The organism is Paenibacillus sp. Y951 (genome assembly GCF_056786395.1).
In genome coordinates this window covers 1-16,462 of the sequence record NZ_JBXCIY010000011.1, presented here as the reverse complement: position 1 = coordinate 16,462, position 16,462 = coordinate 1, and the positions used below count along the sequence as shown (strand labels likewise).

At 39.5% G+C, this 16,462-nt stretch carries 11 protein-coding genes; 1 reads left to right on the top strand and 10 read right to left on the bottom strand.

Going from position 1 to position 16,462, the window contains the following annotated elements:
- The first annotated feature begins 369 nt into the window (after positions 1-369).
- Positions 370-1,857 (top strand): alpha-N-arabinofuranosidase, encoded by a 1,488-nt coding sequence (locus tag AC1TPB_RS15895; protein ID WP_482077402.1) that lies wholly within the window; start codon positions 370-372, stop codon positions 1,855-1,857.
- A gap of 75 nt (positions 1,858-1,932) precedes the next feature.
- Here AC1TPB_RS15895 and AC1TPB_RS15890 read toward each other — a convergent pair whose 3' ends face one another.
- From AC1TPB_RS15890 to AC1TPB_RS15845, 10 genes are all read right to left on the bottom strand, one after another.
- Positions 1,933-3,225, bottom strand: coding sequence for an endo-1,4-beta-xylanase (locus AC1TPB_RS15890; protein WP_482077401.1), 1,293 nt, complete (start codon positions 3,223-3,225; stop codon positions 1,933-1,935).
- Positions 3,226-3,316: 91 nt separating this feature from the next.
- Positions 3,317-4,279: a carbohydrate ABC transporter permease gene (locus AC1TPB_RS15885; protein WP_482062251.1), complete on the bottom strand. Its 963-nt coding sequence runs from the start codon at positions 4,277-4,279 to the stop codon at positions 3,317-3,319.
- 7 nt (positions 4,280-4,286) lie between these two features.
- The gene (locus AC1TPB_RS15880) at positions 4,287-5,189 is read right to left on the bottom strand and encodes a carbohydrate ABC transporter permease (RefSeq protein WP_482077400.1); all 903 of its coding nucleotides are present in this window, start codon (positions 5,187-5,189) and stop codon (positions 4,287-4,289) included.
- A complete protein-coding gene (locus AC1TPB_RS15875; RefSeq protein ID WP_482077399.1) occupies positions 5,186-7,735 on the bottom strand; it encodes a DUF5696 domain-containing protein in 2,550 nt (849 codons plus the stop codon). Before AC1TPB_RS15875 ends, AC1TPB_RS15880 begins: the two co-directional genes overlap by 4 nt.
- Before the next feature lie 15 nt (positions 7,736-7,750).
- Complete coding sequence (locus tag AC1TPB_RS15870) at positions 7,751-8,377, bottom strand: YIP1 family protein (RefSeq protein WP_482077398.1); 627 nt, start codon at positions 8,375-8,377, stop codon at positions 7,751-7,753.
- On the bottom strand, positions 8,374-9,834 hold the full coding sequence (locus AC1TPB_RS15865) for a hypothetical protein (RefSeq protein WP_482077397.1): 1,461 nt from the start codon (positions 9,832-9,834) through the stop codon (positions 8,374-8,376). The genes AC1TPB_RS15870 and AC1TPB_RS15865 overlap by 4 nt, the downstream gene beginning before the upstream one ends.
- 16 nt (positions 9,835-9,850) lie before the next feature.
- A complete protein-coding gene (locus AC1TPB_RS15860; protein ID WP_482077509.1) occupies positions 9,851-10,720 on the bottom strand; it encodes a carbohydrate ABC transporter permease in 870 nt (289 codons plus the stop codon).
- A gap of 8 nt (positions 10,721-10,728) precedes the next feature.
- Positions 10,729-11,685, bottom strand: a complete 957-nt coding sequence (locus AC1TPB_RS15855) for a carbohydrate ABC transporter permease (RefSeq protein WP_482077396.1) — start codon at positions 11,683-11,685, stop codon at positions 10,729-10,731.
- 16 nt (positions 11,686-11,701) lie between these two features.
- Complete coding sequence (locus tag AC1TPB_RS15850; protein ID WP_482077395.1) at positions 11,702-14,596, bottom strand: extracellular solute-binding protein; 2,895 nt, start codon at positions 14,594-14,596, stop codon at positions 11,702-11,704.
- 122 nt (positions 14,597-14,718) lie between these two features.
- Positions 14,719-16,092 carry an ABC transporter substrate-binding protein gene (locus AC1TPB_RS15845; protein WP_482077394.1) on the bottom strand — a complete coding sequence of 458 codons (1,374 nt, stop codon included), beginning with the start codon at positions 16,090-16,092 and terminating at the stop codon, positions 14,719-14,721.
- Positions 16,093-16,462 lie beyond the last annotated feature (370 nt).

Below are 16,462 nucleotides of genomic sequence, written 5' to 3'. Positions count from 1 at the left end.
TTCCCCCTTATAATATACGTCTATGCTACAAGTCATTATCAACTTCCAACAGTATTGTAACCGTTCACAATTTTGCTGTGAGCTGTAATATGACCTGAAACTTTCTTTACTTTAACCTAAATAATAACAATACGCTATTCTCTAGTTATTACAATTTCAACATTCTTATACTTCATTAATCGAAATCAACATAACCAATTTATACTACCTTATCATTTGTTTACAATTATGATGTAGAGCCACTTTTAGATTGCAATCGCTTACAATAAAGCGCTATATTAGTATTGTTTATCTATATTAAGCAACAAATTAGATTCACATTCAAACTTTGTCAGTTCACAATATTTTATTGTATAGGAGAGGATATTCATGGCTTTTGTGTTTATTAATGCAGGTCGAAAATATTCCAAAATCAACAAAAATATTTATGGTCACTTTTCAGAACATTTAGGTCGTGGTATTTATAATAGTATTTTTGTTGGAGAAGATAGTCCTATCGACAATGTTCGTGGAATACGTTCCGATGTTGTTGAAGCTTTACGACATATAAAAGTTCCGGTATTACGGTGGCCCGGTGGATGCTTTGCTGAATACTACAATTGGAAAGACGGCGTTGGGCCTGATCGGCAGCGCATCGTTAATGCCGGCTGGGGCGGGGTTGTAGAAGACAACTCCTTCGGCACTCATGAGTTTCTGGATCTTTGCGAACAAATTGGATGTTCTGCTTATATCGCCGCAAACGTTGGCTCTGGTACGCCTCGAGAAGTAAGTGAATGGATTGAATATATGACCTTCAGCGGTGAATCGCCAATGGCAAATTGGAGACGTCAAAACGGTCGTGATAAACCATGGAAAATCGAGTTTTTGGGAATTGGTAACGAAAACTGGGGATGCGGTGGGAATATGCGACCGGAATACTATGCAGATATATACAAACGCTTCGAAACATTCGTCCGCAATTATGATGATAATAAGGTTTTTAAAGTTGCTTGTGGTGCCGATGGAAATGATTATAAGTGGACAGAAACCATGATGCGCCTTGCAGGAAAAAATATGAATGGTCTTTCATTGCACTATTACACCATGCCTAAATATTATGAAACCGAAGAATACCCTTGGGAGGATAAAGGACCTGCAGTAGGTTTTGACAAAGGGAACTATTACCGTACATTGCGTCGGGCTCTGTATATTGATGAACTAATTCGCAGACATAAGCACGTAATGGATCAATACGATCCAAATCACAACGTGTCGATTATTATGGACGAATGGGGAACTTGGCATGAAGCCGAGCCTGGGACTAATCCTTCTTTCCTTTATCAGCAAAATACGATGCGTGATGCAATTGTTGCTGCATTATCATTGAATATTTTCAATACTCACAGCGATCGGGTCCATATGGCCAATCTTGCACAAATGGTAAATGTACTTCAATCCGTGATACTGACAGAAGGGGAGAACATGGTACTTACTCCCACTTACCACGTATTCGATCTATTTCAGGGACATCATGACTCTACACTTATTGAAAGTTACGTACAGCAAGATTTGACTGGTACAAAGGAAGCTTCAGTGCCTGCACTGCATATTAGCGCCTCTGAGAGAGCTGATGGTCAGATTCATGTAACTGTTGTGAACCTATCTGTAGATGAGCCACAACAGGCACAATTCATGCTTGCTGGAAAGGAATTCTCTACTGCAGAAGTTCGTTATATCTCAGGCGATATGAATAACCATAACCAATTTGGTCAAGCACCTCAGGTAGAAATTAAATCCATGTCGGATATCAAGGTGAAGGACAATTGCTTGCAGATTACCCTTCCCTCCTGCTGTGTTGCGGAAATTATTCTAGATTAACTGTAATTATAGTGGTGAAAAAGCAGCAGTCAACTTCTGACATGCTGCTTTTAAATACCAACTTATATCCGATTATTATCTCGTAGACGGATCGACAACAGCCCAAAATGCTGGTTTTGCATGCAACTGTTTATCAAATAGAAACGGTGCTTCCGTGCGAGTAATTGGGAAGGTGCTTAGCCAAGTATGATCATCTGCGATACCCCAAAATACAACACCACCAATAATATCCTTATGTTCTATAAATGCTTCAAACAATTCAGCGTAGCGGTCAGCCTGCTTTTGAACGATATGTTCGGGGATTTCTTCGCCAAAATCAGTGCGATTATTCCATATATACAAGCTCATATCCAACTCAGTTACTAGATTATCAAGACCTAGCTCGGCAAATTTCTCCATAGACTCAATAATTGAGCCAACTGGTGGCCATTCGATATTAATATGAGTTTGGTGACCAACACCATCGATTGGTACATCTTTGTCCAGCATTTCTTTGACTAGTTCGTATAAACGGTCTCGTTTAACTACATCATCTGTACCATAGTCGTTAATGTATAGCTTAATGTCGGAACCTCCAGCCTCACGAGCTACACGAAATGCAGTTTCAATAAATTCTGTTCCTGTAATTAGGTACCACTCACTAGCGCGCATGCCATCTGGATCACCTGGCTCAATAACTTCATTCACAACATCCCAGGATTTGATATCATCTTTGTAGCGACTAACAATCGTTCGTACATGAGTATCTAGACGCTCAAGCAGTAGCTTCTTGTTCGCCTCACGCTTACCTTCATCTGTCTCTTCAACCATTGGCTTGCCTTCCAAATCTTTAAAGAACCACTCTCCTACTTGAGTATGCCATACTAATGTATGGAAACGAACTTCCATATTATTCGCTTTTGCAAATTCAACAAGTTGATCTGCTTGCGTCCAATTAAAGTTACCTTCTGTAGGCTGAAGTGAAACAGGCTTCATCGCATTTTCAGCTACAAGCCAATTGACATGCTTTTTAAGTAAATCTGCCTTTAGTCCCGCTGTTTGAAAAGGCTCGATCGCTGCCCCAATTGGGAAAAATTCCGAATATACTTCGTATAGTGAAGGAATATCTTCTTCTACGGATGGCTCCACGACTTCCTTAACGATCACTTCAGCAGTCGGGCTAGGCTCCGGCTCAATCGTTGGCTCGATGACTACATCAGCAGCTTCATCTTCAACATTTCCAGCCTCATATTGTCCGTTTTTTTCAGTAATCGCATTATTATTGTCTGCTTGATTATTACTTGTAATACTAACAATAATCATAATCAAAGCAATAATGACAACAACACCAGCAATAGCTAATATTTTTTTATTGTATTTGGGATTCACTACTTCAGCACCTCCATAGGAAATTAGAAACGCCAAGCGAGAACTAGTTCAACAACTACGTTCCACGCTTGGCGTTCTGCTTATCTACTATTTATCCGACAATTCCTGTACGTTCAATACTTTCTACAAAATATCTTTGTACGAATAAGTAAATAATTATTAACGGTAAAATTGCTAGCAATATTCCTGTGTCCTGAATCATGCTCAAATAAAACGGATCTACAGTCGCCCCAACTCCACCTTGGAGAGTAGCGGACACATTATAAGGTAATGAAGCCAATTGCGTTGACATGACCTTTCCGTTCGTTAAATAGGTCGTCGTAAAGAAACTATCATTCCATTGCCATACGAATGAAAAGAGCGCAACCGTAACAATGGAAGGTATTGCGTTAGGTAGCATAATGCGAATGAATGTTGAAGGGACACCTGCACCATCCATATATGCGGCTTCCTCAACCTCTTTCGGTATTCCCCTAAAAAATTGCCTAAAAATGAAAATATATAGTCCTGCTTTAAGAGAATTTGCCGTAATAGACGTTAGAATAAATGGCCAATACGTATTTAATAGATTGATAGATTTCCCTCCGGTAATCAAAGGGATGAGCCCCAATAGTGTAAAGTCATTCATATTAAGATAAAGAGGAATCAAAATCGTCGAAGGTGGCACTAAAATCGTAAGAATGACGCCACCAAAAAGTAAATTGCTACCTCTAAATTTAAGTCGGGCAAATGCATAGCCTGCCAATGCGCAAGATGCCGCAACTAGAATGGTCGTTCCCCCTGAAAGCGCAAATGTGTTAAATAATGTTTTCCAATAATTCATAATAGACATTGCCAGTCTAAAATTTTCTAGCGTATAAGTCTCTGGAATCCACACCACAACAGGTGAATAAAGATCGGATTTATCTTTGAACGCTGTTGAAATCTTCTGAATGATCGGGAACAGGATAACGAATGATAGACCTGTAATTAGTGTCAGTCTCACGAACGACCAAATCCAACGCTTCCACTGTTCCAGTGACAATAATTTACCTACAATCTTCAACTCATTCATCCTCCTTCTAATCATAATAGAATACCCTTTTGGATACTATGTATGAACTGGTCAATAAAATAATTGCAATCGCCAGGAAATATATCCATGCCATCGCCGAGCTGAGACCAAAGTTGAATGAGGTAAAGCCCGTTGTCCTGATTAAATCTGTCATTGCATTTACGGAAAATGAGTCAATAATTGTATAGATCATATTCACAAAAATTAGTGGACTCACCATAGGAAAAGTGATTTTCCAAAAGGACTCATATCCAGTAGCCCCCTCCATAGTAGATGCCTCATACAACTGAGGAGGAATCGTCTGGATTGCTGCAAGGAATATTAGTATTTGTACCCCAGATTGGCTAACAATCTGATAAATACGGTCAACTGCCCCTGTTAAATATTGAACAATTATTTCACTTACTCCTGCTCTAAGCATCATTCTTTCTAGTTCAAAAGCGCCCATCGCACTAGTAAAACCAGCTCCGATGTTCTCATCATTAACAGCTTGAATCAAGCTTGAACTTTCCAAACTAAGGATGATTCCTGAGGCCAAGATGACAGGTAAGAAAAAAATTGATCTTGCAAAAGCTCTTCCTAAAAACTTCTGATTCAGCAGTACCGCTACAAAAAGACTGAATATGACGATTAAAGGAACGTTAACGAGCATATTCACAATAGCTTCCACTAATGAACGGTTAAAACTCGTATTAACTGTCAGTGCATTAATAAAGTTATCAAAACCTATAAATTTGATGTTTAAGCCTTCCGAACTAGATACTACGGAACTAAAGCTATACCGCAAGGAATCCACCAATGGAACGAGAAAGAAAAAAATGAATCCGATGAGCCATGGAAAAGCAAATATTATTCCCCACAACGCCTTTTGTTGTAGATAAGTCCTTTGTTTTATGCCGAGCTTCTTCAAGATTGTTCACCACCTGTAATATAGCTCTCGGCATCAATTGTCCTGCCGTCAATTGTCACTTGTGAATCATTATAATTCACAATTACGTACATACTTTCGTATTCGGTTTTATAGACGCCTTCAGTCAGCTTTTCGTGAGCGATGATTCGCTCATTCTGAACATTCTGTAGAACCTCGTTCACGTTGTTATAAATTTCTGATGCCTGATCTATCCATAACTCGTAATTGACTGCATACAGATTGTTATAATCGGTATCCTTCACCGTATGATTCGGTTCATAAATCCACTCAAAGTAGACCCCAGATCCATATTCCAGACATTTCAATATATATTGCTCCATACTCGTAAACGTAGAAAGGTTATACGGTGCTCCCGTATAATTAATGGACCCTCGAACTACCATTTGATAAAAAGGAATTTCTTCATCTGTAATTTTGAATTTACTACTGGACATTGGAGCATTCGTTATGTCGGTCACAAAAGGAAGGGCATAGGAATTCCCACCATTAGCCATCATCCTTAAATTCGCCTCACCGATCTGATTCAACGCATTAATAGATACTTCCTCAGATTCTGTCCGATCAATTTGCTTGTTTTTACGATAATCACTGTTCAATTGATCAGCCAAGTCCCGTAATGATATGCTTTGAATTGGAAGCTTTTGCAGATCGTTTAACATGCCATCGACATATTTATTGACAAGTCGTGGCGAAATAACATAAGAAGGAGTACTCGATCTATCACGACCATTTAGTGCCATATCATAAGTATATGTTTTAGATGGAACCCCTCTTATCGTTCTTGCTGCATCCTTAGATATACTAAACCCATCATCTGTGTATGCTGTCAGTAAGGCAACATCAGGATAAAAAGATATCTCTTGCTCTTGGGCGAACGCTGCGAAATCACGGAAATCTTTTTTACCGCCTACTACTTTATCAATCGAAATATTATTCGGAATACTGTGATTCAGTCCATCATTGAACCAACCAGAGTACTGAAGCTTGATATGGTTAATATCACGCTGTTTCATCCCAGTAATAATATCCTTTGTCTGTTCGAATGTCGTAAGCGGTTCTAGTGATTCATAAGGTATTCCTGCAAATTGCTTTTCTTTATTTATACTTCCGATCACTTGTAAGAAAAATGGTGAATCCTCTGGCTTGTTATTTGCTGCAAGCTGAGGAAGTCCGTTCGTTTCCAACAAATACTTTTGGTAGTATTGAGCCATACCCTCATAGGACGCCTCTTCTCCGCCTAAGAAAGCATAGCGAATTGAAAAATCAGACTCCATCTTATCTTCTTGAAACCTTGGTAGTGAACGCTGTTTTCCATCCGCATTCAAGGTAACTTCACCATTATTAAGCACAGTGAATATAGGGTGTACATAGTTGTAGCTATTTAATTTCCCGCTAATATCGGCTTGAATAGATGCAGCCGCAGCACCTTCCTCGATAATACCTAAAAATGCACTATCTTTACGTATAATGCCGAACACAGGTAGCCTAACTGATTGTTCATTCACGGTCGACACATAAGATTCCAGTGTCATATCTGCCCCGTATACTTGCTGCTGGTATGCTGTATACTGGGTCTTTCCATTGTTGAAGTGAATGAGTGATCCAGAACCATCAGGGACAAATAAAGAACCTTCTTCGTCTACTCCTCCTGCTCCAAAATAGTTCATTATGGAAATTTGGCTAACAGGATAGTCCTCTGGATATTGAATGCTTGAGCTAGGAATTTTTGCAACGAGACTATTAGCGTCTAGCGTATATTCAATAGCAGCCTGAAAGACTCTTGGTTCAGAAATAGACTGATCCAACTGATTTTCTTCAATATCCTGCAAAAAATCTTCTTCCGTATAGCCTGCATCGTCGAAAGCTTGAAGCGCACGCTTAAGTCTAATTCCTTGAAGTACTTTATCATTGGCTCTCACATATACTGATTTTTCTACATCTTCGGTATATGCAGTTTGTAAAGTAGCTTTACCCGTTTCGTCTAATTTACTTGCTAATTGTTCGAAGCGGCTTTTGCTGATAAGCATTGGCAAATTATTCAATGTTTTTTCATACTTACCAAATCGATAGATCACTTTGACACCATTGGAAATCGGTTCAAACCTAATCTGATTATAGGCTGCACTATCTGTTTTGGAGTTGATTGAATTGATCTGACCAGACATATTGTAGTAATCGAGTTTCATTTGTGATGATAACAATTGCTTATTTATCCCCAAAGCAACGGCATCTGACTCACTTTCAGGAGGATTGCTATACCAAATCTCATCACTATTTTTATCGATAACGGCAATTTCTCCTGTCTGCTCCATCACCAACAATTGTAAGCTATCATTCTCGGCAATCCCTTTCATTCCCTCAACTCTTGAATCCGTAAAGGAGGCCTTTAACGATTCTCCCTTTATGAATTCCTCTGTAAGCGCAGCGCTATCCAATTGAGGCTCATCCGTTGAATTTGAACAACCTGCAATGATGATTGCGCTTATAACAAGTACTATCATTAAAACATTTCTAGTCTGTATCATTTGTGCCCTCCTTTCTCAGTTCCTCAATGCCAGTTCTTGATAAATTACGGAAATGAAAGAGATGATCTGTTGGATTAAACTAAAGAATAATAAACTGAGAAACGCCATAAATCCCATCGCGACAATAGTTAGAAGAATAGTTAAAATTGATTTAGACGGTGTAAATTGATGTACCGTCATGTTTCCAATGAACAGCATAAACACAAACCAGATTAATGCTAGACTGCTCGAAAAATAATAAAATACCGATTCTTCCATCGAGATGACGTTGCTAAGCCAAATCCAAGGAAAATTAATAAGTACCAATGGAATAAGTGCAAAGCATGTTGAAGTAAATATTTCAACAAATTTCCCTTCTCCGTCCAACAATGTGGTAAGTGACCAGTTTGCTATGCAAAAGAATAAGACTGGCACTAAGACATATATAATCTCCATAAAGCTATTCATTGATTTTGGATCTACAATATGAACGACAAAACCACTATATTGACTGGACAAAATGTTTGTTAAAGCAAGCATAAATAGAATAGCAATGGCAATGATCAAGCTCTGCTTCTGATTGCGTTCGTATTTCAAATCCCAATAGCCATCAAAGGGATGAAAGATGAGATAAAAAGGATATTTCACAAGATCTCTATTCAATGGAAAATCCCCCTCTTTCTCCGTACTATCTTCCGGTATCTTATTGCAATTGAAATTCCAACCACCAATATGAATATGCCCGTCATAATGATCGAGAAGTATTCCCGAAGCACTTCCTTACGATAGAGTAAGTAGGCTTTGGAATAATTTTTCTGATCCATGCTCTTTTTAAAGTAAAACATTGCCTCTTTGTAATCTCCTTGACGAAGAAGTGCCTTACCAATTCCACCATAGGCAAACTCTAGATTGGAGTTCATATTTATCGTTTGTTGATAATAATCAAATGCCTTTCCTTCATCTCCTCGATAATAACTTCTAACGGCTTCATTGAGCATCCGACCGTATTCCGTTGTTTGGAAAACTGTGATCTCACCAAGCGCCTTATCTAGAACTAGAAAATCATTTCCCATTCTAGTAATTGCTGTTGGTGTCTTAAATTCTCCTAATTTATTTCCGAGACCACCGAATACATACAACAAATGTCCATCCCCATTGTATGTAAAGATTCTTCCTCTTTTTGCATCTAGCACGGAATATATTTCGCTATCAGTCACATCGATATCTACTAATCGGGCCGGGCCTTCATCTGCAAAGTAGCGAATGTCGCCCATCGGTTCGTAATAGCCATTTCTACGCAATATATCGCTACCTTGAGCGTTGAGCATTTTAATGTTGTCACCCCACTGATCACCATTTGTAACATAAAGAAAATCCTCTTCATTTATGTCCAAATTTGTAAATTCTGTAGGCGTAAACATGATCATTTTACTTTGTTGCTCTTTTGTAGATATCGTTTTCCATAAATAATCAAGAGGATCTACATTTACTCGGTTTGCTCCCGTAAATGTATTGAATTCCCCTGCAGCGCTAAATTCCATCAAGCCATCAAAGACTCCTATTGACATAACATATATCCGCTGAGCCTGATCGGCTACAACCCGAACTGGTTGGAAATCAAATGTTGAATTAAGCAGTTCGGATTGCGGTGCTACAATAATTTTTATAAGGTTATTGTCCTTATCGAGCTCTACTATACGTTTATTTCCAGTATCAGCAATTAATATTTTTTTATCTTCCGTTACATACAGCCCCTGAGGGTTGAGTAGCGTTTCGGTCGTTCCTTCATTTTTAAATGAGTCAATAACTTTAACTAATTTATAATTCTGATCTAAAATAACCACTCTGTTATTTCCAGAATCCAGTATATAAATATAGTTATCAGATGTGACTTGAATATCACTAGGTTCTTTCAATATCCCTATTCCAATATCCAACCCATTAACCGAACCGGTCGCCGTATAGGCGGCAGGCGAAGCAACCGTTCTTCCCCAATAAGAATAGTTGTAGGAATCTGCGTTGCCATTAGCCTGGACTGGACTTCCCCACACACTTATGCCAATAAGACAACAAAGTGCCATGAAGAGACCCTTTCTTATTTTGGGGTTTCTAGTCAACATCGTGCACAGCCCCCTTCTAATCCTTCATCCCGGAAGTAGCCATTGTCTCGATGACGCTACTCTGAGAAATAATAAATAGTGATATTGGAACAATCATCAAAAGTAGTGCGACTGCCGCCCCAACCCCGGCTCTGGCAATCCCTCCAGCAGTAATTTGTCCCAAGGCGAAATTTAGCGTTTTTAAGTTCTCACTATAGATAAAGTTACCCCCGTCACTTCCCCATAACATTGGAAATTGCAAAATCATCAGAGTTAACCATGCAGGCTTTACGTTGGGCATAACGATAGTCCAATAAATCCTGTATTCATTAGCACCATCAATTTTGGCAGCTTCTATCAAGGCATCAGGAATTTGCTCCATGAATTGCTTCATTAGGAACAATCCAAGCGGGAATGCTAATGCCGGTATAATAATGGATGCATGTGTATTGACCCATCCTAGCCAAGACATGATCAAATAGTTCGGTGTAGCTGTTACATGTGGCGAAAACATCAGTGCCAGCACAACGATGGAGAAAAGTGTCTTTGAACCAAGGAAGCGATATTTCGCAAGCGGATAAGCTGCTGCGGATGCAAGCAGAATATGACCGACTGTGCCGACAATCGTGATCAGCAACGTATTAGCGATATATCGAGATAGCGGTACCCAAGAATTCCCCATTATAGATATTAAATCTAAGAAGTTTTCGAACGTCGGATTTTTCACAAAGAACCGCGGTGGGAATATAAATAATTCATCAAGCGGTTTGAATGCATTGTTCACCGCATAAACTAGCGGCAAAGCCATGAATGCCCCAAAAAAGGCAAGCAACACAAACAGCAAAAAGCTAACAGTAAAAGAACGATTAAGCTTTTTAGGCGTTCGAAAAACCGCCATCATTTTCATGACCAACGTTACTCACCTATCTTTCTCAGCATTTTTTGTGTCAGCATATTAGTTCCAAGCATAATGCCGAAGAGAACTGTTGCAATTGCGGACGCGTAACCCATCTCAAATCGAATACTACCAAAGTCCATCAAATGCGTTACGACGGTATGAGCCGCATAGTTGACGCTCGGAAAGCCTGCAAGTGCGATTGAAATTTCGGCAACTGCAAACGATCCTGTAATCTGCATGACCGCTCCGAACATAAGCTGCGGTCTCATCGAAGGTAATGTAATAAACCATAGTTCCTGCCAACGATTTCTAATTCCATCGACAGACCCTGCCTCAATTAAAGTTCTATCGATCGTTTGCAAACCAGCAATAAAGGCAAGGAAACTCGTACCTAAACTAAGCCAAAGTTGAACAAGCATAACAATCGGCAAAATATATTTCTCATCAATAAGCCATTGAATCGGTTCCAATGTAATCCCTGTTTCCATCAAAAATCCGTTCAAATAACCATAGCTATCGCCCGAAAATACGATTAGCCATATGAAAAACACATTGCCAGAAATCGACGGTGCATAAAAAACTAAGGTCATAAATGCACGCACTTTAGGCGATAGCTCATTGATTATCCAAGCAAACAAAAAGCAGGCAATATAACTAATAGGGCCAGTAACGACCGCGAACAGAAGCGTATTCTTCAAAGCAATCATAAATACGTCATCATTAAGAAAGAGTCTTGAATAGTTTTGCCATCCTACAAATCGCGGAAATTCCAGCATATTAAAATAGAATAAACTTAATACCAATGAGAAAACGACCGGAATGACAGTGAACAAAAAGAAAATCGTCATATATGGACTAATTAGAATATAATAATGCTTGTTACGTTTCAACTCGCTGGCAATATGTGCCCACTTAGATATCTTCTGCGGACGAATGAATTCCTTTGCGACCTGAGCGGTTTTCTCTGTTTGCATCAGCTTCCACCCCTGACTAATACGGTAAGTTAAATTCTTTCCGTTTTATTTCAATTTCGTCGTTAATATACAAAATATAATCAGATAACGCTTCACGAGGATTCTCACTAGCGTTTACAACTTTTCTGAAAGCATTGTCTAAGTGTCTTCCAGTAAAGTATCCACCAGGAACTTGTGGGATACCTTTTACCCATTTCCACTGGCTTTCCAGATTGTTATAATCCTCTATTGGCCAAGGTAATTCTTCAAGAGCCTCAATGTTGGCCGTTGGATAACGAGCGGCCTCGCCCATAAGCCCTTCCATTTCACGACCGTAAGCGACCTGAGTTTCCTTGTCCGTCCACCATTTCATAAACTCCCAAGAAATCTCTTTATCTTTCGAATTTTCGAGCATTAGGACTGCGGTTGTGTGGCTGGCTACTTCATGATTGACCGTACCATCCGCAAGTTCCGTTCCTGGCACAAGGGTGAATTCCCATAAACCTTTGATCTCAGGAGCCATGACGGTCAGCATGTTATACGTTGTATAGTCTGCAATGCCTACCGGCATTTCACCTGTTCTGAATCGATTCGGGAAGTCTGCTATTAATGGAAACTTATAACTGGTATAAAACTGCGACCATTTTTTGAATGCTTCCATAGAAATCTCGGAATCTAACGAACTTTTCGTATCATTATCTCTGTAAAATTGACCACCGTTCTGATAAAGCAGCATAGAGAATGTCGCATTCGGAACCATACTCGCATTTGTAGCTTCAAGTGGCAAATAAAACTCCATGTTATGCTTTTGGAGCACTGAGATCATATTATAAATATCTTGCCAAGTTTTCGGCGGTGTCAATCCCAATTCATCAAGAATGTCTTTGCGGTAGAACAGCATTGGAAAGGTTTGTTGCTCCGGTAAGGCAAATACGCCTCCGTTGTATTTATATGGTTCGATGCCGCTGTCACGGAATCTAGTTGCAACCTCATCAAAATCGTCAAATTTCGTCAAATCCGCCGCAGCGTCTCTCATTGCATAGTTAACCGGAATATCCTCGCCAAGCTGCATCGCAACATCAGGACCTTCACCAGCAAGGGTAGCTGGCAGTAAAATGTTTCCAGGTACAAGACGAAGCCTTACTGATATATCCGTCTCTGGTGTAAAGGAATCATCAATCAAGCTTTTCAATACTTGCGCCTGATCGCGTCCTGTCGTAATCCAGACAGTTATCGATTTATCATTTTCTCCCGTGTTACCTATGCTGTCATAATCTTCTGTATAAGAAGAAACATAAGCGCCTAGCTCATGTTCAACCACTTCAAATATTGTAGCGTCAGCTCTTGGTAGCTGCTGTTCAGGCGAAGACACGATAAGATAATCAAGCGATAATGGCTGTTCACGGACGGTCAAAATCCACGTCCCTAGACCTCCGACATTAATCTTGTAGGACTTCAATTGCTTGGCAACCTTCTCCGGATATTTGACCATTTCCTCTAGTTGCCGGACCATAGAGTGGAGAACCGCAACCTTATCGCTTCGCTCTCCCGTAGCTTCTTCTAGGTAGTTCGCTACACTTTGAATAATTTCAGCCTGTTCAGCGAAAACTTCTGTCATATCTGGAATACGCTTCTCCAATTGATAATCTCGAAATGGATCTGGCGTATTTGAAGTAATCATTAGCACCTTTCGATACATCTCATTGAGCTCCAGTACACTCGACTCAATCGTTTGAAGCAATGGAGCCATATCTCCAAGTGAAACTGTCATGCGAATACGATGGGTACCTTTGGTTAGATGGAACAGATAAGGCTGCTCATCTTCACCTAATACATCCATATTCCAATCTCTCCCATAATTAAAGCGAACCCGCTTCATTTCCTCAAATGGGTATTCCCCGTCAATCATCAGACTCCGTGTAGCATAGACACCACGAAGCTCGTTCTGCTTTTGCTTTAATGCTATTTGATACAAACCATCCTCTTCAACGTCAATCTCCCACTCAACCCACTGACCAGGTAGTTTCCAATTCAATCCGCCAATTGTGTTAATGCGGAGCTTTGAAACATCATACGGAATAACCGTAGGACTTGATCTGTCTGATATTGGAAATAAAGTAGGAGAAGACTTAATAATGGCGTCCTCAGCTTGGATAAGCATATATTGATCCTGGGCAACCTTAATGCCCTTGGCCTCGTACTCATTCTCCAGTTCTTCATAACTTTTCAGAGCCTTATTCTGATACAGTTCAATATAATCGATAGCCATTGGCTCACGTAACGATCTCAATGAAAGCGATTGAATACCTTTATTCAGGAAAAAGGAATATGACTCTTCAAAATAACCATTCCTGTCCTTGAAATCGCCGATTTGCCATTCAGGTTTCTCTACCTGTCTAGGTCGTAAATCGTTATCTCTATCATCTCTTCGAATTTCTTCATAACGGTTTGCCCAAATCCGGTCAAACAACAATATTTCTGCCCCTTTAAAGGGTACCTCACCATTAATAGCAAACTCTCTTTCAATAGAAGAACTTTTTCCTTCTAGCGGAAAATAATGAATTTTAATATTGTATAATCCTGGGTGTTCTATAGATACATCCCAACTGATGGTGCCTTCTTCAGGTGTTACTACTGCTTGCCCATCTAATCCTTCAAACCGGTTAATGATCTCGAACCCGTCTCCGAGAGTTTCGACAAAGTTTTCCCCCTCGATTCGAATCGTCTCATTAGGTTTATCCACTGTCGAATGACGGTTCAAATATGTAGCATAGCCTTCCTCTTCTGATAAGCCTGTAACAGCATCAAAACCACCTAAAGCATGTACCTGCTTTTGAGAGGTGGAATCTGAAGGTAAGAAAGTCCATAGGGATAATAGAAGTGCGGTAAGAACCATTAGAACAATTACTTTCTTTTTCTTTCTTGTGTTCAACGTTTCTCCCCTCCTGATGCGTTTTTTTGAATTTCAGTACTTATAGCAACATTCCTCATGAGACGAAAATCAACTACCTAATGAGGAATGTTCCGTTTTATTTAAGTTACTTTTACTTTAGATTAATTAGTTTTCCATACTTCATCCACAGCAGCTTGAACTTGTGCTTTGTATGTCTCAACAACCGTTGAAACAGAAACCCCATTATTCAAGTCACCAATAATATTCCAATACGGGAAATTAGGATAAGTCTCTCTGTCTAGTACATGTGATTTCTTATTCGCCGTTCTTAGATTGGCAACATCTTCCTCATTGTCAAAAATTGATTCATAATAAGCTTGAGCTGAATACTCACTAACGGAATCGTACTCCTGGATTTTTTCCATGATATACACCATTTGCTCTGGATTTTCAACCGCTTTCGGAATCACGTAAAAGGTAGGTGCAGTAGTAACACTTGTATATTCAGTTGCACTTGGAGATTTAGGGTAGGGAACAAAGCCTATTTCAGAGTCAGGCATATCCGTACGATATCCAGCAACATCATACATTGCACCATTAACTAGTAATGTGTTACCTTGACGGAAGAATTGAGTAGGCTCCGTCCAATCTCCACCTTCTGTCGGTCTTACAAGCTTCTCTGTTGCAAACGTGCTTATATGATTAAACACTTCAAGCGTTTTAGGATCATCTAAAGCTTGTTGATCTCCATTAGTGTAGTCAGCACCATTAGAAGCCATTGCCGCATCAATGGATACATTTGCAAGACCCCAAACGTCTATTTCTCCGTCGTTATTTGTATCTCGGTTTCCTTCTTTAGCAACTTGAGTGAAAGTATCCCAGTTCCAATTGTCTTCATTAACGTACTCCTGTAAAGGCTTCAAGCCCAGTTCGTTCATCAAAGTTTTGTTGTAAATGATACCGTTCGCACCATTTTCCCCATCATAAATAGAAAAACCGTATGTTTTTCCATCGTATTCGGAGAATGCTTTACCACTTGGACTGAATGATTTATCGTTCTTTGTATATTCATCAAGCGGCCAGAAGAAGTCTTGCTGTACCATACTAGGAATTGCCCAAGGTTTCCTAATCAAGAGAATATCTCCGACCGGATCGTTTGCTAGTAACGAAGCGGATACTTTTTCAACATACTCGTCATAAGTCAAACTAACATATTCAACTTTGAAATTATGTTTTACCATTAATTCATCTAAATTTTTCTGGCGCTGGATATTGTCAGGGCCATCTTGTTGTATTTCAAGTCCGAACCAAGCTACGAACTTGACAGTTTTCCCACCAAGATCAAAATCCATTTCAGGTGTTGCATTTGGGTTCTCATTAACTACTTCAACCTCATCAATTGGTACATCATCTGTAACTACTGGATCACTTGATTGTTCAGGAACAACATTATTTCCCGAATTTCCACTACACGCAGAGATGACTAAAACAAAAACAAGGCACAACATTATTAACAACCTTTGTTTCTTTAGCATTTTTTTTCCCCCTTAAGAGTTAACTACATAAGAATTGTAGCGCTTTCATAGATAGCTCAACAACCTGCCTATATTCAGTTGAATACCTGCTAAACTATAGGTTTTAATCAATAAAAACAATCACTCTTAAGGCCCAAGAAAAAACAAGTAAAGAATTGCTTACTATCAAAAAAATTGCATACTTCGTTATCAAAGTCCGTTTTTTTGAACTACCTCTAGAGTGAAAGGCTGAATATTATTTCAGTCCCTCCTCATCAAACCGTACGTGAAGTTTTCCTTCATACGGCTTTCCGATGTTCTTCTTTCATGCGCATGCAGATTACAAAAGCGTTTTTAATCCTTGCTGTTTGGCTATGAACTTTACTTCATG

Excerpts from the sequence above, each read along its gene's own strand:
- AC1TPB_RS15895 (WP_482077402.1), top strand. The coding sequence starts at position 370 with ATGGCTTTTGTGTTTATTAATGCAGGTCGAAAATATTCCAAAATCAAC.
- AC1TPB_RS15885 (WP_482062251.1), bottom strand. The coding sequence starts at position 4,279 with ATGAATGAGTTGAAGATTGTAGGTAAATTATTGTCACTGGAACAGTGG.
- AC1TPB_RS15875 (WP_482077399.1), bottom strand. The coding sequence starts at position 7,735 with ATGATACAGACTAGAAATGTTTTAATGATAGTACTTGTTATAAGCGCA.
- AC1TPB_RS15865 (WP_482077397.1), bottom strand. The coding sequence starts at position 9,834 with ATGTTGACTAGAAACCCCAAAATAAGAAAGGGTCTCTTCATGGCACTT.
- AC1TPB_RS15860 (WP_482077509.1), bottom strand. The coding sequence starts at position 10,720 with ATGAAAATGATGGCGGTTTTTCGAACGCCTAAAAAGCTTAATCGTTCT.
- AC1TPB_RS15855 (WP_482077396.1), bottom strand. The coding sequence starts at position 11,685 with ATGCAAACAGAGAAAACCGCTCAGGTCGCAAAGGAATTCATTCGTCCG.
- AC1TPB_RS15845 (WP_482077394.1), bottom strand. The coding sequence starts at position 16,092 with ATGCTAAAGAAACAAAGGTTGTTAATAATGTTGTGCCTTGTTTTTGTT.